The sequence below is a fragment of the Amycolatopsis lurida genome, from assembly GCF_900105055.1.
In the GTDB taxonomy this organism is placed as follows: Bacteria; Actinomycetota; Actinomycetes; order Mycobacteriales; family Pseudonocardiaceae; genus Amycolatopsis; species Amycolatopsis lurida.
Map to the genome: position 1 here is coordinate 6897207 of NZ_FNTA01000004.1, position 18084 is coordinate 6915290.

Below are 18084 nucleotides of genomic sequence, written 5' to 3' on the forward strand. Positions count from 1 at the left end.
AAAGCGTCCGCGATCAGTCACCTACTTGCGACGGGATCAGGGCGAGCGGGTCAGCGTCGGGTCGGTCTCGGTGACGCCGTCGAGGGCCTCGTCGATCGCGGCGAGCAGATCCGCGTCCAGCTTCACGCCTGCCGCCTTCACGTTCTCGTGCACCTGCTCCGGCCGCGAGGCGCCGATGATCGCCGAGGCGACGTTCGGGTTCTGCAGGACCCACGCCACGGACAGCTGGGCCATGGTCAGGCCCGCCTTGTCCGCGATCGGCTGAAGCCGCTGGACGCGCTCGAGGACGTCGTCGTTGAGGAAGCGGGCGACCATGTTGGCGCCGCCCTTCTCGTCGGTCGCGCGGGAGCCCTCGGGCAGCGGCTGGCCGGGCTTGTACTTGCCGGTGAGCACGCCCTGCGCGATCGGCGACCAGACGATCTGGCTGAGCCCTTCGCGTTCGGACGCCGGGATGACCTGCGCCTCGATGACCCGCCACAGCGCGTTGTACTGCGGCTGGTTCGAGATGAGGGGCACCTTCAGTTCGCGCGCGATCGCCGCGCCCTGGGTGATCTGCTCGGCGGTCCACTCGGAAACGCCGACGTAGAGCACTTTGCCCTGGCGGACGAGGTCCGCGAAGGCGAGGAACGTCTCTTCGAGCGGCACGGTCCGGTCGAAGCGGTGCGCCTGGTAGAGGTCGACGTAGTCGGTGCCGAGGCGCTTCAGCGAAGCGTTCGCCGACTCCATGATGTGCTTGCGGCCGAGGCCCTGGTCGTTCGGGCCCTTGGGACCGGTCGGCCAGTAGACCTTGGTGAAGATCTCCAGGCTTTCGCGGCGCAGGCCCTTCAGGCCGCGGCCGAGTACCGATTCGGCGGCCGTGTTGGCGTAGACATCGGCGGTGTCGAACGTGGTGACGCCGACGTCGAGCGCCGCCTTGATGCAGGCCTGGGCCTGGTCCTCTTCCACCTGGGACCCGTGGGTGAGCCAGTTGCCGTACGAGATCTCACTGACATTGAGGCCGCTGCGGCCCAGTCGTCGAAACTCCATGGACGCGACTCTACCCCAGGCCGTTAGCCACGCTAACGACCCGGGTTTCGCCTGCTCAGTGCTGGTCGGTGAACCCGAGGCCGCGATCGACTTCGGCAGGGCGGGTTCGCGCTCCGGCGCTTCCCCGGATGCGTCTCAGCTCCGCCGCTGGGCTCAGACCTTGTCGCCGGGCTTCACGCGCGGCTTCGGAACCCGCAGCTTGCGGATCTGGCTCGCGCGGATGAAGGAGTACCAGCCGACGGACGTGCCCTTGATCGTCTCGTTCGGGAACTTCAGGCGGACCATCTTCGCGATCCGGCGCCCGCTGAGGAAACCCTCGACGATCATGCCGAGCAGCATCACGGTGCACAGGAGCGTCGCGTACCGCTGGACCTCGGGGTACGGGAGGATCAGCGCGACGAACACCAGGATCGCCAGCGGCATGAACAGGCCGAGCAGATTGCGCCGCGAGTCGACCAGGTCACGGATGTAGGCCTTGACCGGGCCACGGTCACGGGGGAGCAGGTACTTGTCCTCGCCCGCCATCATCCGCTCACGGCGTTCCTTGGCGGCATTGCGCTGCTTGAGCTTGTAATCCGGGTCGGCCTTCGCGGATTTCCGGAGCTCCTTGTTGCGCTTCATCGCCTCCCGCATGGTGGTCGGCGGGGGCGCCACGGGGCCACGGCGCTTGGCCTCGGCCTCACGCCGCTTGGGCGTGGCCTTGCCCTTCCCGGGCGTGTACGACTTGGCCTGGACCTCGACGGCCTCGTCGCCGGGGGTCTCGGTGTCCGTCGTGGCGGAGTCTGTGGTGCTACGGCGCAGGAACCTCACCCCACCAGGGTAGTCGCGGGCGTCACGGTGCCACGCACCAGGCCGAGCGATATGTCACCATGGTGGGGAACAGATCGGGACTCCGACGTGTTGGACCATGTGCAAGACGAGTACCCGCAGCGAGTTCGACCAGAGGGAGAACCATGACGACCGCTGAGCAGGCAGCCGCAGCTCAGGCCGAAACCGCCGAGGAGACCCACGGCGTCACGTTGACCGACGCCGCCGCCAGCAAGGCGAAGGCCCTGCTCGAGCAGGAGGGCCGCGACGACATGCACCTGCGCATCGCCGTCCAGCCCGGTGGGTGCGCGGGCCTGCGCTACCAGCTGTTCTTCGACGAGCGCACGCTCGACGGTGACCTGTTCCGTGACTTCGACGGCCTTCGTGTCGCCGTCGACCGGATGAGCGCGCCGTACGTGTCGAGCGCCGTGATCGACTTCGTCGACTCGATCGAGAAGCAGGGCTTCACGATCGACAACCCCAACGCGACCGGAAGCTGCGCCTGCGGCGACAGCTTCCACTGATCCGCGTCGAGGCATGAAGAAGGGCCGCGAACCTCACCCAGGTCGCGGCCCTTCTTCATGCCCGGAACGGGATCAGACGTAGGCGTCCAGATCGGCGACCTGGGCGAGGCAGCGCTCGTCCACGGTCCAGGGCGGAGCGCTCTGCCGGGGCAGGGGCAGGTTCTCGGCCTGGAGGGACGACGGGATACCGGCACAGTCGGCGATGAGTTCGCCGATCGATTCCGGTTCGAGGTGATACGTGGAAGTGGTCACGAACGACAAGCTAATGACTCGTGTTCGAGTAGGACACCACTACCAACCGGTAGTGTCGATGGCCGTGCCCGAAGCAACCCGTATGGGGCATGACCTGCGGGTAACTTAGCCGTCCTCGCCTCGGCGGGGCCGACCGATCAAGGAGAACCGGTGGCAGACAACGCCAGGATCGCGGTATCCGGCAGTATCGCAACCGACCACCTCATGCACTTCCCAGGCAGGTTCGCCGAGCAGCTCATCGCCGAGCAGCTGCACCGGGTGTCCCTGAGCTTCCTGGCCGATGACCTCGTCGTCCGGCGGGGCGGGATCGGCGCGAACATCGCCTTCGGGCTCGGGGTCCTGGGCAAGCGTCCGATCCTGGTCGGTGCGGTGGGCTCCGACTTCGCCGACTACCGGTCTTGGCTCGAGCGGCACGGCGTCGACACCGCCGGGGTGCTGGTCTCCGAGGTCGCGCACACCGCCCGCTTCGTCTGCACCACCGACGAGGACCTCTGCCAGATCGCCACCTTCTACGCCGGCGCGATGGCTGAATCCCGCAACATCGAGCTGGAGCCGGTCGCCACGCACGCCGGTGAACTGTCGCTCGTGCTGATCAGCCCGGACGACCCCGAAGGCATGGTCCGGCACGCCGAGGAGTGCCGCCAGCGCGGCTACCCCTTCGCCGTGGACCCGTCGCAGCAGCTGGCCAGGATGGACGGCGAGCAGGTGCGCGCCTTCGTCGAGGGCGCGAAGTACCTGTTCAGCAACGACTACGAATGGGAACTGCTGCTCCAGAAGACCGGCTGGTCCGAGGCCGACGTCCTCGACCGGGTCGGCATGCGGATCACCACGCTCGGGGAGAAGGGCGTCGAGATCGTCGGTAAGGACGGCCTCGCCCTGCAGATCGGCGCGGTCCCGGAGCGCGGCAAGGTCGACCCGACCGGCGTCGGCGACGGCTTCCGCGCCGGGTTCATCGCCGGTATCGACGGCGGGCTCGACCTGGAGCGTTCGGCGCAGCTGGGCTCGCTGATCGCCGTGCTGGTGCTGGAGACCGTGGGCACGCAGGAATGGTCCTTCGACCGCGCCGACGTCCTGAGCCGCCTGAAGGAGGCCTTCGGACCGGAGTCCGCCGAGGAGATCGCGGCGGTCCTGCCCGCTTGAGCCTTCACGTGCGGCGGGTCAGGATGGCGGCGAGTTCGGCGGGCCGGGACAGGTGCGGGCAGTGCCCGGAGTCGATCTCGATGGCGGTGACGCCGAGCCGCTCCCGTGCGGCTCGGCGCAGCCACTCCGGCCGGAGCGTGCGGTCCCGCGTGGGGACGATCACCGTCGACGGGATCTCCGGCGCGGGTCCGGCGGGATGCGTCGCGAGCACCGCGGGGTTGAACGACCGCAGGCTGTCCAGCGCTTGCCGTTCGGTCTCGGGATCGCAGTCGTGGAAGAGGAATTCCGACGCCTTCGCGGGATCCGCGGCCGGATCCACGCCGATCCAGTCCGGTTCGAGCACGTCCCGCGCCTCGTCCCGCAGGCTCCGGCCGCCGGCGAAGTCGGGGATGTAGGCGGCGACCCACACCATGGCCCGCGCGTCGAGCGCTTCGGCGATCGCGGGGAGCAGCACCCCGGATCCGGAATGGGCGACGACGACCGGGCGTCCGCCGCCGTACTGCTCCCGCACGTGCTGCGCGTAGCCCTCGACCGGCAGATCCACCGGGGTCAGCAGGTCCACGGCGATCGCGCGGTGCCCGGCGGTGGTGAGCAACTTGGCCACGCGGTCCCAGCTCGCCGGGCTCTGCGTCGTGCCGTGCACGAGGACGAAGTCCATCGCTCCATGCTGGCCTCCACCGGGTGAACGGTGAAGGCCAGCGTCACGAGTCGTGACTAGAGCTTCACCGGGTAGACGGGTTCCGGCACCTCGGGCTTGATGCGGTTCTCGACGAAGATGCCGTGCCAGAGCATGAACACCAGCAGCGCCCACAGCTGGCGGCTGCGGTCGAGCTGTCCGGCCTTGTGCTCTTCGAGCAGCGCCAGGACGGCCTTCTTGTCGAGCAGGGCGTCGGTCTGCGAGTCCGAGATGATGCCCTTCGCCCAGTCGTACATCTCGTTGCGCAGCCACAGCCGGATCGGCACCGGGAAACCGAGCTTGCGCCGGTTCAGCACGTGTCCCGGGATGATCTTCGCCAGCGCCTGGCGCAGCGCGTACTTCGTGGTGCCGTGCGCGAGCTTCTGGTCGAGCGGGATGGTCGAGGCGACCTTGAACACCTCGGCGTCGAGGAACGGCACGCGCAGTTCCAGCGAGTTCGCCATGGTCACCTTGTCGGCCTTGACCAGGATGTCGCCGCGCAGCCAGGTGTAGAGGTCGACGTGCTGCATCCGCGCGACCGGGTCCCAGTTCTCGGAGATCTTGTACCAGGGCGCGGTGACGTCCTTGAAGCCGATGCCGTCCTCGTACGTGCGCAGCACCTTGCGGAGCTGGTCGTCGCGGAAGTTGCGCGCGTTGCCGTAGTAGCGGTCCTCCAGCGGCAGCGCCCCCCGCCGCAGCAGGTCCTTGCCGCGGGTGCCCTCCGGGATCTTCGTGGAGACCTTGCCGATGATCTTCCGCATCCCGCCGGGGATCTTCTCGAACGGCGCCAGCGAGATCGGCTCGTTGTAGATCGTGTAGCCGCAGAAGAGCTCGTCGGCGCCTTCGCCGGACAGCACCGCCTTGACGTGTTTGCGGGCTTCGCGGGCGATGAACCACAGCGGCACCAGCGCCGGGTCGGCCACCGGGTCGTCGAGGTACCAGACGATGAGCGGCAGCGCCTCCATCATCTCGTCCGCCGACACCGTGCGGACCACGTGCTTCACGCCGATCGCGGCGGCCGATTCGGCGGCGACGTCGACCTCGGAGTAGCCCTCGCGCTCGAAGCCGGTGGTGAACGCGATCAGGTTCGGGTTGTGCTCCTTGGCCAGCGTCGCGGTCGCGGTGGAGTCGATACCGCCGGAGAGGAACGCGCCGACCGTGACGTCCGGGTCGGAGATCATGTGCTTGCCGACCGAGTCGCGCATCACATCGGCGATGCGCTCGTACAGTTCGTCGGCCTCGGCCTGGCTGTTGACCGGCTTCGCGGTGAACTGCGGGTGGAAGTACCGGGTGAACTCGACTGCACCACCGGGGACGACCCGGAACGACGTGCCGGACTCGACGCGGCGGATCCCGGTGTGCATCGACTCGGGCTCCGGCACGTACTGCAGCACCAGGTAGTGCTGCAGGGCCGTCTTGTCCAGCTCGTCCTCGACCCCGAGCACGCCGGAAAGCTCCAGCAGGCTCTTCTTCTCACTGGAGAAGGCGACCTTGCCGGGGCCGGCGGAGTAGAACAGCGGCTTGATGCCGAACGGGTCGCGTGCGCCGAAGACGACCTTTTCCTGGGAGTCCCAGATCATGAAGGCGAACATCCCGCGCAGTTTCTTCACCGCGTCGTCGCCGAGGTAGTGGTACGCCGCGACGATCGCCTCGCCGTCACCCTCTGTGGCGAATTTCGCACCGTGCTCGGCGGCCAGCTCGTCACGCAGCTCTTTGTAGTTGTAGATCTCGCCGTTGAAGTTCAGCGTGTAGCGCTCGGGGGCCTCCGGCGGACCCCAGATCAGCGGCTGGTGGGCGTGGTCGACGTCGATGAAGGCCAGGCGGTTGAAGCCGTAGACGACCTCGGCGTCGGCCCAGGTGTCGTGCTCGTCGGGGCCCCGGTGCCGCTGGCAGCGCATGGCCGCGTCGACGGCGTCACGGGCGCTCGCCGCGTCGGCTTCGGTCGAACAGATCAGTCCAAGCAGGCCGCACACGTCTAGTTCACACACCTCTTGTTGGCCGAGCGGGGGAGAAGGGCCCAGTATGCCGGTGGGTGTGTACACCCGGATGTGGTGGGGGATACGCGTGTTGGGGTTACCCCTTAGTCAGCGCGGCGCCGCAACTCGGCTAGGCTCCGCCTGTCACGAAGATCGGTCGAGGAGGCTCTGGGTGAAAGGGCAAGGCGCAGTGGGAAATCCAGAGCGCACCCCAGTTAAGCGGGCTGGTCGCGTCGCAGCGCTCGCCGCGCTGGTGATGCTGACGGCGACGGGCTGTTCCGGGGACGAGATCCTCCGCTTCGGCTGGCCGGTCGGGGTGACCCCGCAGGCGCACGACATGCGGACCCTGTGGACGTGGACCGTCATCGCCGCGCTGGCCGTCGGTGTCATCGTCTGGGCACTGATCTTCTGGACCGCGATCTTCCACCGCAAGAAGAAGACCGCCGACGGCGCGGAGGAGGAACTGCCCCGTCAGTTCCAGTACAACATCCCGCTGGAGATCTTCACGGTCGTCGTCCCGACGATCATGGTCTGCGTGCTGTTCTTCTTCACCGCGACCACCGAGAACCGCGTGCTCGCCGAGACGGAGAACCCGGACGTCACGGTCGACATCGTCGCGTTCCAGTGGAACTGGGAGTTCAAGTACAAGAGCGACTCCAAGAACCACGAGGACCCCGAGATCACCACGGTCGGCAGCTCGACCGAGATCCCGCTGCTGGTCCTGCCGACGAACAAGACGATCCAGTACAACCTGCGGTCGGCCGACGTCATCCACTCGTTCTGGGTGCCGGAGTTCCACTTCAAGCGGGACGTCATGCCGGACCCGGAGAAGAACAACCAGGACTTCACCTTCCAGAACTCGATCGACAAGGAAGGTTCGTTCGTCGGCCGCTGCGCCGAACTGTGCGGCACCTACCACTCGGGGATGAACTTCGAGGTCAGGGCGCTCTCGCCGGACAAGTACGCGCAGTACATCCAGCTCCGCGGCACGGTGAACCCGAAGAGCGGCAAGCCGAACACGGCGTCCGAGGCGCTGACGGCGATGAACTGTGGCGAGCTGTGCTCGCCCTACGCAGTCACCACCACCCCGTTCAACACCGACCGCACCGCGCGGGTCGCGTCCAACTGACCCGGCTGTTCGAGCCCGAAACAGGAGTGAGGCAACGTCCATGAAGGTCGAAGGACGGATTTTCTTCCTCGTCGCGGTCTTCTCCGTCGTCGTGGCGGGTATCTACGCGTACATGACCGGAACGATGACCCGGGACGGCGTCGAGCCGGTCGGTGTGGTGGCCCTGATCCTCACCGGTGGCCTGGCCTTCCTGGCCGGGAGCTACCTGCAGTTCGTGGCGCGGCGCATCGAGCCGCGGCCGGAGGACCGGGAAGACGCCGAGATCAGCGACGGCGCCGGTGAGCTGGGCTTCTTCAGCCCGGGCAGTTACTGGCCGGTCGGTCTCGCGGCGGCCGCCGCGCTGACCGGTGTCGCGCTGGCGTTCTTCCACATCTGGTTGCTGATCATCGCGCTGGGCCTGGTCATCGTCGCCATCGGCGGGCTGGTGTTCGAGTACCACACGGGCCCGAACCACGAGTGACGCCTTGACGCCGAAAGCGGCGCCTCGGTCTTCGGACCGGGGCGCCGTTTTCGCGTGGTGTGGTGGTCCGTGAAGGCCTCCTTACATTCGCCCCCGGCACCGCACCCTTGAGCCGCAGTACGTGAAGGCCCCCTTCATTGCGTCTAGCGCAATGAAGGGGGCCTTCACGTACTGCCGAAACGTCACTCACGACCCGCTGGCCCGAGCGGCCACCGCCCTCTCAAGCGCCGGCGCGGGCTTGGGTGCTCGCTTCGGCGCCAGCGCCGCGGCCAGGACGGCCAGCATCCCGACGCCCTCCGGCCACGTCGGCCGGTGCCCGTAGGCGAGGACGTCCACCACCACCGCGACCACCGGATAGACGTAGGACAGCAGCGCCACCGTCGTGGTCGGCAGCTTCCCGATGCTCGCGTACATCAGGACGTACATCAGCGCGGTGTGCACGGTCCCGAGCAGGACCAGCCACAGCAGCCCCGAGGCGTCCGCAGGCAGCGGCGTGACGAGCAGGGCGGGTGCGAGCACGATCGTGCCGGTCACCAGCTGGACGGCAGCCAGGACGTGCGGGCGGACGTGCTTGAGCTGCTTCGCGACGAAGGAAGCGCCGGCGTACAGCGCGGCCGCGCCGAGGGCGAGCGCGATCCCCTCCAGCCGTACGGGTTTCCCGTCGGCGCCGTGCGCGGACAGCGAGATGAGCGTCACCCCGCCGAACGCGATCAGCGCCCGGACCAGCTGGCTCTTCGCCATCTTCTCGCCGAGGAACGCCGCCGCGAGACCGACCAGCATCAGCGGCTGGGTGTGGTAGACGACCGTACTGACCCCGATCGACGACAGCGAGTACGAGGCGAACAGCAGGACCCAGTTGCCGACCAGGAACAGCCCGCCGAGGACGGCGAGCAGCAGGTCGCGGCGGCTGAGTGTCCACGGGCGGAGCCAGCCCCGGGCCGAGCTCCACACCAGGAGCAGCAGGCCGCCGACGAGGCTCCTGGCGAACGCCACGGCGGGGGCTTCGGCGCCGCTTTCGAGAACGACGGCACCGATCGTGCCGGAGAGTGCCATCGCGGCGGTCCACTGCAAGACGGGATTGTTCTTGTTCATGGCGACCACTTTCGGCCGCTGGGCTGCTTTCGACCAGTGTCAGAGATGACATCGACCGCAAAACTTGTGACACACTGCGTGGATGGAGGTGAAGAAGGTCGCGGTGGTGCTCGCGGACCAGGTCTCGCCGTTCGAACTGGGCGTCGCGTGCGAGGTCTTCGGCACCGATCGCAGTGCGGACGGCATCGAGGGCTGGGATTTCGCGGTGTGCTCACCCGGCGGCGAGAACGTCCTGAGCTGGTCCGGTTTCGGGCTCGATGGGCTGGAGAGCCTGGACTTCGCGGCGTCGGCGGATCTGCTGATCGTCCCGACCTGCGCGCCGCGCAGCGCGAGCCCGCCGGAGCCGGTGCTCGAAGTCCTGCGTGACGCGGCGAGCCGGGGCGCCTGGGTCGCGGGCTTCTGCGCGGGTGTCTTCTCGCTCGGGTACGCCGGGCTGCTCGACGGGCGTAACTGCACCGTGCACTGGGTCTACGAGCAGGAGTTCCGGTCGCGCTTCCCGACGGCGAAGGTCGATCCGAAGGCGTTGTACGTCGACGACGGCGGCGTCCTCACCAGCGCGGGAACCGTCGCCGCCGTCGACCTGTGCCTGCATCTGGTGCGCGAACTGCGCGGTGTCGCCGCGGCCACCACGCTGGCCAGGCGGATGGTCGCGGCGCCGCATCGGGTCGGCGGGCAGGCGCAGTTCGTGCAGGCGCCGGTGCCCGAGACCGCCGCGCCGGACGACACCGTGCTCGCCGAAGCGCTCGAATGGATCGAGCGGCGCTTGGATCAGCCGTTCACCGTCGCCGAACTCGCCCGGCGCAGCGGGTTGGGGGAGCGCACCTTCCTGCGCCGGTTCTCGGCGGCCACCGGGACGACGCCGCACCGGTGGCTCACCGAACGCCGCCTCGACCGCGCGCAGTCCTTGCTCGAAGAAGGCCGTCTGTCCATTGAGGACATAGCGGTGGCCTGTGGTTACGCCTCCGCCGCGGCGCTGCGGCATCAGTTCGGCAAGCTGCGCGGGACCAGCCCGAGTGCTTATCGCAGAACGTTTTCCCCCGGCTAGATTTCCTGCCCCACGGTGACATGGACATGGTCGGGGACCTCGTCGTGCTTGTCGCCGACGGTGAGCGTTCCGGTCGGTTCGAACAGCAGCAGCGACGCACCGTCCACTGAGGACGGTTTGTGATACGTCCCGCGCGGGACGACGAACATCGAGCCGCGCGGCAGGGTGACCACCCGCTCACCGCCGCCCTCGCGCAGCGCGATGTCCAAGGTGCCGTCGAGGACGAGGAAGAACTCGTCGGTGTTCTCGTGGACGTGCCAGACGTGCTCGCCCGCGACCTTGGCGAGGCGGACGTCGTAGTCGTTGACGCGGGCGGCGATCCGCGGGCTCCAGATCTCGTCGAAACCGGCCAGCGCGGTGTCCAGATCGATCGGTTGCTTGCTCATGATCCGATCCTGGCCGCTGGACCACCGCGGCGGTGAGTGCTAGGAATCGCATATGTCGCATGATTCCTCGCATGAGGTCGCCGTCCTGGTCGACGAAGGATCCAACCCCTTCGAAATGGGCGTCGCGACCGAGCTCTTCGGCCTGCGGCGGCCGGAACTGGGCAGGCCCTGGTACGGCTTCACCCTGTGCGCCGCCGAGCCTTCCGTGCGCATGCACCTGGGCATGTTCACGCTCACCGGGGTCGCCGGGCTCGAAGCCGTCGAGGCCGCGGACACGGTGATCGTGCCCAACCGGCCCGATCCGGAGATGCCGGCCAGGGAGGAGGTGTTGGCGGCCATCCGTGCCGCGGCCGCGCGGGGTGCCCGGCTGGTGAGCTTCTGCACCGGTGCCTTCACCCTCGCTCAGGCGGGTGTCCTGGACGGACGGCGCGCGACGACCCATTGGAAGTGGGCGGGACTTTTCCGCGAGCTGTATCCCGAGGTGCTGCTCGAGCCGGACGTCCTCTTCGTCGACGACGGCGACGTCCTGACCGCGGCGGGCAGCGCGGCCGCGCTCGATCTGGGGCTGCACCTGATCAGCCGGGACCACGGCGCCGAGATCGCCAACGCGGTGAGCAGGCGGCTGGTGTTCGCCGGGCATCGCGACGGCGGCCAACGGCAGTTCGTCGAGCGTCCGCTGCCGCCGGTGCCGGACACCTCGCTGGCGCCGGTGCTCGCCTGGGCGCGGGCACGACTGGACCGCCCGCTCACGGTCGCCGACCTCGCCGCGCGGGCTGCGGCCAGCCAGGCGACGCTGCACCGGCGGTTCCGCGCCGAACTGGGCACGACGCCGCTGGCGTGGCTCACCACGGAACGGATCGCGCTGGCGTGCCGGCTGATCGAGCGCGGGGAGCAGCGGCTGGACCTGGTGGCGCGGGCTTCGGGGTTCGGTACCGCCGCGAACCTGCGTACGCAGCTTCGGCGGGCCACGGGTCTGACGCCTACGGCTTACCGGGCGCGCTTCAGCACCGCTTCGTGACCCGGTGTCCCTTGCCCACCCCGAGTACATGAAGGCCCCCTTCCTTGCGCCACGCGCAAGGAAGGGGGCCTTCATGTACTCGCGCAAGCTCTTCGCGCGCGCCCTGTTGTGATTACTGGTGCCTGTGGGCCGACAAGTCCGTGAAGGCCTGGGACAAACCGCCGGCAAGGGTCAGGCGAAGGCGATCCACCGGTTCAGCAGGTCGGCCGCCGCACCGGAATCGACGGCCGAAGCCGCCCGCGCGAACCCGGCCGCCAGATCGTCTTCCAGCGACCCCGAGAACCCGGCGAAGACCGCCAGCGCGGCCGCCGAGTTGAGCAGCACCGCGTCCCGGACCGGGCCGGTCTTCCCGGCCATCACCTGACGGAACACCTCGGCGTTGTGCGCCGCGTCGCCACCGCGCAGGTCCTCCGCGGTCACCCGGGGGAGGTCCAGCGACGCGGGATCGAAGCTCCGCTCGGTGATCTCGCCGCCGGAGACCACCCACACCGAACTCGTGGTCGTGGTCGTGAGCTCGTCCAGGCCGTCGTCGCCGCGCACGAGCAGCACGGTCATGCCGCGCCGCGCGAACACCTCGGCCAGCACGCGGGTCTTGTCCTCGTAGGCGCAGCCGATCAGCGAACTGCGCGGCTGCGCCGGGTTGGTCAGCGGGCCGAGCAGGTTGAACGTCGTCGGCACGCCGAGCTCGCCGCGGGTCGGGCCGGCGTGACGCAGGGCGGGGTGGAACTTCGGCGCGAAGCAGAAGCCGATGCCCAGTTCGTTCACGCTGCGCTGGACCATCTCGGGCGGCAGGTCGATGGTGACGCCCAGCTCCTCCAGCACGTCGGCCGCGCCGGACTTCGACGACGCGCTCCGGTTCCCGTGCTTGGCCACCGGCGCGCCCGCCGCGGCCGTCACCACCGTGGCCATGGTGGAGATGTTGACGGAGTTGGACCGGTCGCCGCCGGTGCCGACGATGTCCACCGACGGCCCGTCGATCGTCACCCGCCTGGCGTGCGCCAGCATGGCGTCGGCCATGCCGGAGATCTCCGCCGGTGTCTCACCTTTCGAACGCAGCGCGACGGCGAACCCCGCGATCTGGGAGGGTGTCGCCGCCCCGCTCATGATCTGGTCCATCGCCCACGCGGTGTCCTCCTCGGACAGATCCGCGCGCGCGATGAGCTGGTTGAGCAGGGCGGGCCAGGTTTTAGCGGCCGCGCTCATCGGCTCAGCCGTGCACGGCCGGCACCCGCCGGGCGCGCAGCACGTCGGCGACGGTTTCGGCGGCGGTCAGCGGGTCGAGCGGGTGGACCAGCACCGCGTCGGCCTGCGACCAGGTCGCGAGCCAGCGGTCGTCCTTGCGCCGCACCGACACGACGATCGGCGGGCAATCCTCGATCTCGTTCTTCAGCTGACGGGTCAGCCCGATGCCCCCGGTCGGCTGCGCCTCGCCGTCGAGGATGGCCAGGTCCACGTTGCCCGCGTCCATCTCGACGAGGACCTCGGAGATGCCGGACGCCTCGGTGTAGTCCACCCGGCCGAGGTCGGCTGCGGGCCTGCGGCCGACGGCGTTGATGATCGCCTCGCGCACCTCCGCCTTGTGGCTGAACACCAGGATCCGCATCGCCTGCTCGCCCATGAGCGCGCCTCCGCCTCGTCTAGTCATGTCGACCCCGCGATGTTATCCGCCATGACCGACATCACGTGGACGCACCCGACGGCTGGAGCGCGTCCCAGCCCAGCGAATCCCCGCCGAGCCGCTGCGCGAGGCCCGCCATCCGTGACCGTTCCTGCGCGCAGTGCAGTGCGTCGAGGGTCTGCACCCGCACCGCGTGCGCGAGGGCGAAGCCGCCTTCGTGGTCCTGTTCTCGCAGCTCCCAGCCGTCCTGGGCGAGGATCGAGGCCGCCTCCGCCACCTTTTCGGGCGGCAGCTTCAAGTGATGGCGCAGGATCGCGGGCGCTTCGGCGACCCAAGCGGGTGATCTGGCCAACGCCGAAGAATCCGCCTCGGCGGGATCGAAGGCCTCCACGACGATCTCCACGCCGGGCGTGTCGACCGTCAGGCCTGGGAGCTTCGGCTTCTTGACCAGGTCACGGAGCCGATCTAGTAAACCCATGAGTAGCCCTGTTCCCACTTTCGTTCAGATGTGACCCGACACGCACGCGACTTGCCGTGGACCCACCCGGCGGGCCCCGTGCGTGAGAGGACATAATGCGACGCGTGACAACGGCAGCTCCCACCATCAGCCAGCGGGTCCACTCGCTGAACCGGCCGAACATGGTCAGTGTCGGCACCATCGTGTGGCTGTCCAGCGAACTGATGTTCTTCGCCGGACTGTTCGCCATGTTCTTCACCGTGAAGGCGCAGAACGCGTCCGGCCAATGGCCGCCGCCGCTGCACGGTGAGCCCTTCCACCTGAACATCGCGCTGGCGATCCCGTTCACCGTGATCCTCGTGGCGTCGTCGTTCACCTGCCAGTTCGGCGTGTTCGCCGCCGAAAAGGGTGACGTGTTCGGCCTCCGCCGCTGGTACATCATCACGTTGATCATGGGCGCGATCTTCGTGGGTGGCCAGGCTTACGAGTACCTGAACCTGATCCACGAGGGGCTGACCATCCCGTCCGGCGCGTACGGCACGGTCTTCTACCTCGCGACCGGGTTCCACGGCCTGCACGTCATCGGCGGGCTCATCGCGTTCGTGTACTTGCTCATCCGCACCAAGCTGAGCAAGTTCACCCCGGCTCAGGCCACCTCGGCGATCGTCGTGTCGTACTACTGGCACTTCGTCGACATCGTGTGGGTGGGCCTGTTCGCGGTGATCTACATCCTTCCGTGAACGAAGCCGCCACCACGACCTATCGGCCTGAACTGACAGCAAGGGTTGCCGCAAGATGACCTCCAGCAAGAACAACACGGAGCGCCGCTTCCGCAAGCGGTCGAAGGCACGCAGGCGGTTCGCCGGCGCGCTGGCGCTCGGGATCGCGCTGCTGAGCGTGGGCGGGTTGTACGCCGTTTTCGCCCCGGAGCCGCAGACCGCGCAGGCGCAGGGCGAATCCGCCCTCCTGCGCGAGGGCGAGAAGCTCTACAACAACACGTGTATCGAATGTCACGGGCCGAAGCTCGAAGGTGTCACCGACCGTGGCCCGAGCCTCATCGGCATCGGCGACGCGGCCGTGTACTTCCAGACCTCCACCGGCCGCATGCCGGCGGTCCGCCAGGAAGCCCAGGCGCAGCGGAAGCCGCCGAAGCTGACCGAGGCCGAGATCAACGCGCTGGGCGCCTACATCCAGGCCAACGGCGGCGGCGCGCAGCGTCCCGCCGAGAAGGGTGACGCGCTGCGCGGCGAGGACGTCGCGCGCGGCAGCGAGCTCTTCCGCCTCAACTGTGCCTCCTGCCACGGCTTCACCGGCCGCGGCGGCGCGCTCTCCTCGGGCAAGTTCGCCCCGAACCTGGACCCGGCCACGGAAGAGCAGATCTACACCGCGATGCTCACCGGGCCGCAGAACATGCCCAAGTTCTCCGACCGGCAGCTGTCGCCGGAGGAGAAGAAGGACATCATCGCGTTCGTGAAGTCCGTGAGTCACGGGAACAACTCACCCGGCGGTAGCTCGCTCGGCGGTCTTGGCCCGGCCTCGGAGGGCGCGATCGCGTGGATCGTCGGGATCGCCGCGCTGATCGGCGTGACGTTGTGGATTGGATCGAAGGCATGAGCGCCGAAGGGCCGAAGCCGCCGACAGAGGCGGAGTTGGCGGACATGGATCGCGACCAGCTGGTCAAGCTGGGTACCGCGCTCGACGGGGTCGAGATCGTCGAGTACCCGACACCCTGGCCGGTCGAGGGGACGAAGGCGGAGAAGCGCGCCGAGCGCTCTGTCGCCCTCTGGTTCGTGCTGGCCGCGCTGTCCGGCTTCGCGTTCGTGGTCCTCATCGCGTGGCCGCACTGGTTCGAGTACAAGGAGCCGGGTACCGACGGCTACACCAAGTACACGCTGTACACGCCGCTGCTCGGGGTCACCCTCGGGCTGGCCGTGCTCAGCATCGGTATCGGTGTGATCCTCTACACCAAGAAGTTCATCCCGGCCGAGGTCTCGGTCCAGGAGCGCGGGGACGGCGGTTCCAAGGAGGTCGACAAGGCCACCATCATCGCCCAGCTCGCCGACTCGGGCAGCCGCAGCACCATCGCGCGCCGCTCGATGATCAAGCGGTCCGCGGGCGCCGGTGCCGGTGTGCTCGGCCTCGCCGTCGCGGCGCTGCCGGTCGCGTCCTTCATCAAGGACCCGTGGAAGGACACCGAGAACCGCGACTCGCTGTGGCACTCGGGCTGGAAGAAGAACTTCCCGGAAGAGAAGGTCTACCTGCGCCGCAACACCGGTCGTCCGCACGAGATCTCCCTGGTCAAGGCCGAGGACCTCGACGCGGGCGCGATGGAGACGGTGTTCCCGTACCGCGAGTCCGAGAAGGACGACGAGCACGCGCTGTCGGCCGCCTTCAAGCGCGTCGACAACCCGGTCATGCTGATCCGTCTCCGCCCGACCGACGCCGCCAAGGTCGTCAAGCGTCAGGGCCAGGAGGACTACAACTTCGGCGACTACTACGCGTACACGAAGATCTGCAGCCACGTGGGCTGCCCGACCTCCCTGTACGAGCAGCGGACCAACCGCATCCTCTGCCCCTGTCACCAGTCGCAGTTCGACGCGCTCCACTACGCCAAGCCGATTTTCGGGCCGGCGACCCGGCCCTTGGCCCAGCTTCCGATTACAGTGGACTCTGAGGGCTACCTGATCGCGCGCGGAGACTTCAACGAGGCCGTCGGACCGGCCTTTTGGGAGCGTAAGTCATGAGTTCACTCACCACCCCGACGAAGGGGACGAACCCGGTCGAGAAGGCCGCGGGCGCTGGTGCGAAGTGGGCCGACGACCGGTATCACCTGGCCAAGGGCATGCGGCACCAGCTCAACAAGGTGTTCCCGACGCACTGGTCGTTCCTGCTCGGCGAGATCGCGCTCTACAGCTTCATCATCCTGTTGCTGTCGGGTGTCTATCTCACGCTGTTCTTCGACCCCTCCATGGAGGAGGTCGTCTACAACGGCAGCTACACCGGTCTGCAGGGCGTCGAGATGTCGCGGGCCTTCGCGACCACGCTGGACATCTCGTTCGACGTCCGCGGCGGTCTGTTCGTCCGCCAGCTGCACCACTGGGCCGCGCTGATCTTCGTGGCTTCGATGATGGTGCACATGTTCCGGATCTTCTTCACCGGCGCGTTCCGGCGCCCGCGTGAGGCGAACTGGGTCATCGGCGCGCTGCTGCTGGTCCTGGGCATGTTCGAGGGCTTCTTCGGCTACTCGCTCCCGGACGACCTGCTCTCCGGTACCGGTATCCGCGCGACCCTGTCGGGCATCGTGCTCTCGGTGCCGGTCATGGGCACCTGGATCCACTGGGCGCTGTTCGGCGGGGAGTTCCCCGGCAACGAGATCATCCCGCGTCTGTACACGATCCACATCCTGCTGCTGCCGGGCATCATGCTCGGCCTGGTGGCCGCGCACCTCGCGCTGGTCTGGTACCAGAAGCACACGCAGTTCCCCGGCGTGCGCCGCAAGGAGACCAACGTCGTCGGCGTTCGCATCATGCCGGTCTTCGCGCTCAAGGGCGGCGCGTTCTTCGCGCTGGTCACCGGCGTCATCGCGCTGATGTCGGGCCTCTTCCAGATCAACCCGATCTGGAACATCGGCCCGTACAACGCGGCGCAGGTCTCGGCGGGTTCGCAGCCGGACTGGTACATGGCCTGGGCCGACGGCTTGCTCCGGATCTGGCCCGCGTGGGAGCTCTATCTCGGGAACTACACGGTCCCGGCGGTGTTCTTCGCCGGTGGGCTCGGGATGCCGATCCTGATCGGGTTGTTGCTGACGTATCCCTGGATCGAGCGAAAGCTGTCCAAGGACACCGCGCACCACAACCTGCTGCAGCGTCCGCGCGACGTCCCGGTGCGGACCTCGCTGGGCATCATGGCCTTGACGTTCTTCGCGGTCATCATGCTCTCGGGCTTCAACGACATCATCGCGTTCGCCTTCGACATCTCGCTGAACGCGACGACGTGGGCGGGCCGGATCGGTGTCCTGCTGGCACCGCCGGTCGCGTACTACATCACCTACCGGATCTGCCTCGGCCTCCAGCGGGCCGACCGCGAGGTGCTGGAGCACGGTGTCGAAACCGGCATCATCAAGCGCCTGCCGCACGGTGAGTTCATCGAGATCCACCAGCCGCTCGGCCCGGTGGACGACCACGGCCACCCGCTCCCGCTCGAGTACCAGGGCGCGTCGGTGCCGAAGAAGATGAACAAGCTCGGCTCGGCCGGGCACGCCGTCGCCGGTTCGACCTGGTCCCCGGACCCGGTCGAGGAGACGATCGCGCTGGAGCGGGCCCGGTCCAACGGGCACGGCAACGGCAAGGTCGACGACATCGGTGGCGAGCCGTCGGAGGAGCGCAAGGAGATCACCTCCGGGCACTAGCTCGTCGGATACGTGTGAAGGCCCCCTTACCTCGGTTGAGCCGAGGGAAGGGGGCCTTCACACGTTGAAG

20 protein-coding genes are annotated in these 18084 nt (G+C 68.2%); 10 read left to right on the forward strand and 10 right to left on the reverse strand.

Annotated features, from left to right (window positions below):
* Window positions 1–36: 36 nt before the first annotated feature.
* Complete coding sequence (locus tag BLW75_RS37710) at window positions 37–1026, reverse strand: aldo/keto reductase family protein (RefSeq protein WP_034321410.1); 990 nt, start codon at window positions 1024–1026, stop codon at window positions 37–39.
* A gap of 153 nt (window positions 1027–1179) precedes the next feature.
* Window positions 1180–1836, reverse strand: coding sequence for a DUF3043 domain-containing protein (locus tag BLW75_RS37715; RefSeq protein WP_034321408.1), 657 nt, complete (start codon window positions 1834–1836; stop codon window positions 1180–1182).
* A 143-nt stretch (window positions 1837–1979) separates the two neighbouring features.
* On the opposite strand from BLW75_RS37715, the gene BLW75_RS37720 reads away from it, so the two are divergent.
* The gene (locus tag BLW75_RS37720; RefSeq protein ID WP_016336060.1) at window positions 1980–2357 is read left to right on the forward strand and encodes a HesB/IscA family protein; all 378 of its coding nucleotides are present in this window, start codon (window positions 1980–1982) and stop codon (window positions 2355–2357) included.
* A gap of 72 nt (window positions 2358–2429) precedes the next feature.
* Here the strand turns inward: BLW75_RS37720 and BLW75_RS37725 are convergent, their stop codons facing one another.
* A complete protein-coding gene (locus BLW75_RS37725) occupies window positions 2430–2618 on the reverse strand; it encodes a hypothetical protein (RefSeq protein WP_034321406.1) in 189 nt (62 codons plus the stop codon).
* 141 nt (window positions 2619–2759) lie between these two features.
* On the opposite strand from BLW75_RS37725, the gene BLW75_RS37730 reads away from it, so the two are divergent.
* Window positions 2760–3749 (forward strand): carbohydrate kinase family protein, encoded by a 990-nt coding sequence (locus BLW75_RS37730; RefSeq protein WP_091599200.1) that lies wholly within the window; start codon window positions 2760–2762, stop codon window positions 3747–3749.
* Between the two features lie 4 nt (window positions 3750–3753).
* Here BLW75_RS37730 and BLW75_RS37735 read toward each other — a convergent pair whose 3' ends face one another.
* Together BLW75_RS37735 and asnB are read right to left on the reverse strand one after the other, a co-directional pair.
* Entirely contained in the window at window positions 3754–4407 is a 654-nt protein-coding gene (locus tag BLW75_RS37735) for an alpha/beta fold hydrolase (protein WP_034321404.1), read from the reverse strand.
* Between the two features lie 56 nt (window positions 4408–4463).
* Window positions 4464–6398 carry an asparagine synthase (glutamine-hydrolyzing) gene (gene asnB / locus BLW75_RS37740; RefSeq protein ID WP_034321402.1) on the reverse strand — a complete coding sequence of 645 codons (1935 nt, stop codon included), beginning with the start codon at window positions 6396–6398 and terminating at the stop codon, window positions 4464–4466.
* Window positions 6399–6591: 193 nt separating this feature from the next.
* Between asnB and ctaC the strand changes: the two genes are divergently transcribed.
* Both ctaC and BLW75_RS37750 read left to right on the forward strand, forming a co-directional pair.
* Window positions 6592–7530 (forward strand): aa3-type cytochrome oxidase subunit II, encoded by a 939-nt coding sequence (gene ctaC / locus BLW75_RS37745; protein ID WP_034321399.1) that lies wholly within the window; start codon window positions 6592–6594, stop codon window positions 7528–7530.
* A 40-nt stretch (window positions 7531–7570) separates the two neighbouring features.
* Complete coding sequence (locus BLW75_RS37750) at window positions 7571–7990, forward strand: cytochrome c oxidase subunit 4 (protein ID WP_034321396.1); 420 nt, start codon at window positions 7571–7573, stop codon at window positions 7988–7990.
* Between the two features lie 186 nt (window positions 7991–8176).
* On the opposite strand, the gene BLW75_RS37755 is transcribed toward BLW75_RS37750, so the two are convergent.
* Entirely contained in the window at window positions 8177–9082 is a 906-nt protein-coding gene (locus BLW75_RS37755; protein WP_034321393.1) for a DMT family transporter, read from the reverse strand.
* An 82-nt stretch (window positions 9083–9164) separates the two neighbouring features.
* Here BLW75_RS37755 and BLW75_RS37760 point away from each other — a divergent pair, with 82 nt between their 5' ends.
* Window positions 9165–10127, forward strand: a complete 963-nt coding sequence (locus BLW75_RS37760) for a GlxA family transcriptional regulator (protein ID WP_034321390.1) — start codon at window positions 9165–9167, stop codon at window positions 10125–10127.
* Here BLW75_RS37760 and BLW75_RS37765 read toward each other — a convergent pair.
* Entirely contained in the window at window positions 10124–10513 is a 390-nt protein-coding gene (locus BLW75_RS37765; RefSeq protein ID WP_034321387.1) for a cupin domain-containing protein, read from the reverse strand. The genes BLW75_RS37760 and BLW75_RS37765 overlap by 4 nt on opposite strands.
* Before the next feature lie 52 nt (window positions 10514–10565).
* On the opposite strand from BLW75_RS37765, the gene BLW75_RS37770 reads away from it, so the two are divergent.
* A complete protein-coding gene (locus BLW75_RS37770) occupies window positions 10566–11531 on the forward strand; it encodes a helix-turn-helix domain-containing protein (RefSeq protein WP_034321384.1) in 966 nt (321 codons plus the stop codon).
* A gap of 171 nt (window positions 11532–11702) precedes the next feature.
* On the opposite strand, the gene trpD is transcribed toward BLW75_RS37770, so the two are convergent.
* From trpD to BLW75_RS37785, 3 genes are all read right to left on the reverse strand, one after another.
* The gene (trpD, locus tag BLW75_RS37775) at window positions 11703–12734 is read right to left on the reverse strand and encodes an anthranilate phosphoribosyltransferase (RefSeq protein ID WP_034321382.1); all 1032 of its coding nucleotides are present in this window, start codon (window positions 12732–12734) and stop codon (window positions 11703–11705) included.
* Window positions 12735–12738: 4 nt separating this feature from the next.
* Window positions 12739–13149, reverse strand: coding sequence for a hypothetical protein (locus BLW75_RS37780; protein WP_016336048.1), 411 nt, complete (start codon window positions 13147–13149; stop codon window positions 12739–12741).
* 61 nt (window positions 13150–13210) lie between these two features.
* Window positions 13211–13627 (reverse strand): hypothetical protein, encoded by a 417-nt coding sequence (locus BLW75_RS37785; RefSeq protein ID WP_034321378.1) that lies wholly within the window; start codon window positions 13625–13627, stop codon window positions 13211–13213.
* Between the two features lie 95 nt (window positions 13628–13722).
* Here BLW75_RS37785 and ctaE point away from each other — a divergent pair, with 95 nt between their 5' ends.
* The 4 genes from ctaE to qcrB are packed head-to-tail and all read left to right on the forward strand — an operon-like array spanning window position 13723 to window position 18014.
* A complete protein-coding gene (ctaE, locus tag BLW75_RS37790) occupies window positions 13723–14346 on the forward strand; it encodes an aa3-type cytochrome oxidase subunit III (RefSeq protein WP_091599208.1) in 624 nt (207 codons plus the stop codon).
* Window positions 14347–14401: 55 nt separating this feature from the next.
* A complete protein-coding gene (gene qcrC, locus BLW75_RS37795; RefSeq protein WP_034321372.1) occupies window positions 14402–15220 on the forward strand; it encodes a cytochrome bc1 complex diheme cytochrome c subunit in 819 nt (272 codons plus the stop codon).
* Entirely contained in the window at window positions 15217–16350 is a 1134-nt protein-coding gene (gene qcrA, locus BLW75_RS37800) for a cytochrome bc1 complex Rieske iron-sulfur subunit (protein WP_034321369.1), read from the forward strand. The genes qcrC and qcrA overlap by 4 nt, the downstream gene beginning before the upstream one ends.
* Window positions 16347–18014: a cytochrome bc1 complex cytochrome b subunit gene (gene qcrB, locus BLW75_RS37805; protein WP_034321365.1), complete on the forward strand. Its 1668-nt coding sequence runs from the start codon at window positions 16347–16349 to the stop codon at window positions 18012–18014. The genes qcrA and qcrB overlap by 4 nt, the downstream gene beginning before the upstream one ends.
* The last annotated feature ends 70 nt before the right edge of the window (window positions 18015–18084 follow it).

Bases quoted from the DNA above. Each gene is read 5' to 3' on its own strand.
- ctaE (WP_091599208.1), top strand. From the start codon at position 13,723: ATGCGACGCGTGACAACGGCAGCTCCCACCATCAGCCAGCGGGTCCAC.
- qcrB (WP_034321365.1), top strand. From the start codon at position 16,347: ATGAGTTCACTCACCACCCCGACGAAGGGGACGAACCCGGTCGAGAAG.
- BLW75_RS37735 (WP_034321404.1), bottom strand. From the start codon at position 4,407: ATGGACTTCGTCCTCGTGCACGGCACGACGCAGAGCCCGGCGAGCTGG.
- qcrA (WP_034321369.1), top strand. From the start codon at position 15,217: ATGAGCGCCGAAGGGCCGAAGCCGCCGACAGAGGCGGAGTTGGCGGAC.
- BLW75_RS37720 (WP_016336060.1), top strand. From the start codon at position 1,980: ATGACGACCGCTGAGCAGGCAGCCGCAGCTCAGGCCGAAACCGCCGAG.
- BLW75_RS37760 (WP_034321390.1), top strand. From the start codon at position 9,165: ATGGAGGTGAAGAAGGTCGCGGTGGTGCTCGCGGACCAGGTCTCGCCG.
- BLW75_RS37770 (WP_034321384.1), top strand. From the start codon at position 10,566: ATGTCGCATGATTCCTCGCATGAGGTCGCCGTCCTGGTCGACGAAGGA.
- BLW75_RS37750 (WP_034321396.1), top strand. From the start codon at position 7,571: ATGAAGGTCGAAGGACGGATTTTCTTCCTCGTCGCGGTCTTCTCCGTC.
- qcrC (WP_034321372.1), top strand. From the start codon at position 14,402: ATGACCTCCAGCAAGAACAACACGGAGCGCCGCTTCCGCAAGCGGTCG.
- trpD (WP_034321382.1), bottom strand. From the start codon at position 12,734: ATGAGCGCGGCCGCTAAAACCTGGCCCGCCCTGCTCAACCAGCTCATC.
- BLW75_RS37755 (WP_034321393.1), bottom strand. From the start codon at position 9,082: ATGAACAAGAACAATCCCGTCTTGCAGTGGACCGCCGCGATGGCACTC.
- BLW75_RS37780 (WP_016336048.1), bottom strand. From the start codon at position 13,149: ATGGGCGAGCAGGCGATGCGGATCCTGGTGTTCAGCCACAAGGCGGAG.
- BLW75_RS37710 (WP_034321410.1), bottom strand. From the start codon at position 1,026: ATGGAGTTTCGACGACTGGGCCGCAGCGGCCTCAATGTCAGTGAGATC.
- BLW75_RS37765 (WP_034321387.1), bottom strand. From the start codon at position 10,513: ATGAGCAAGCAACCGATCGATCTGGACACCGCGCTGGCCGGTTTCGAC.
- BLW75_RS37785 (WP_034321378.1), bottom strand. From the start codon at position 13,627: ATGGGTTTACTAGATCGGCTCCGTGACCTGGTCAAGAAGCCGAAGCTC.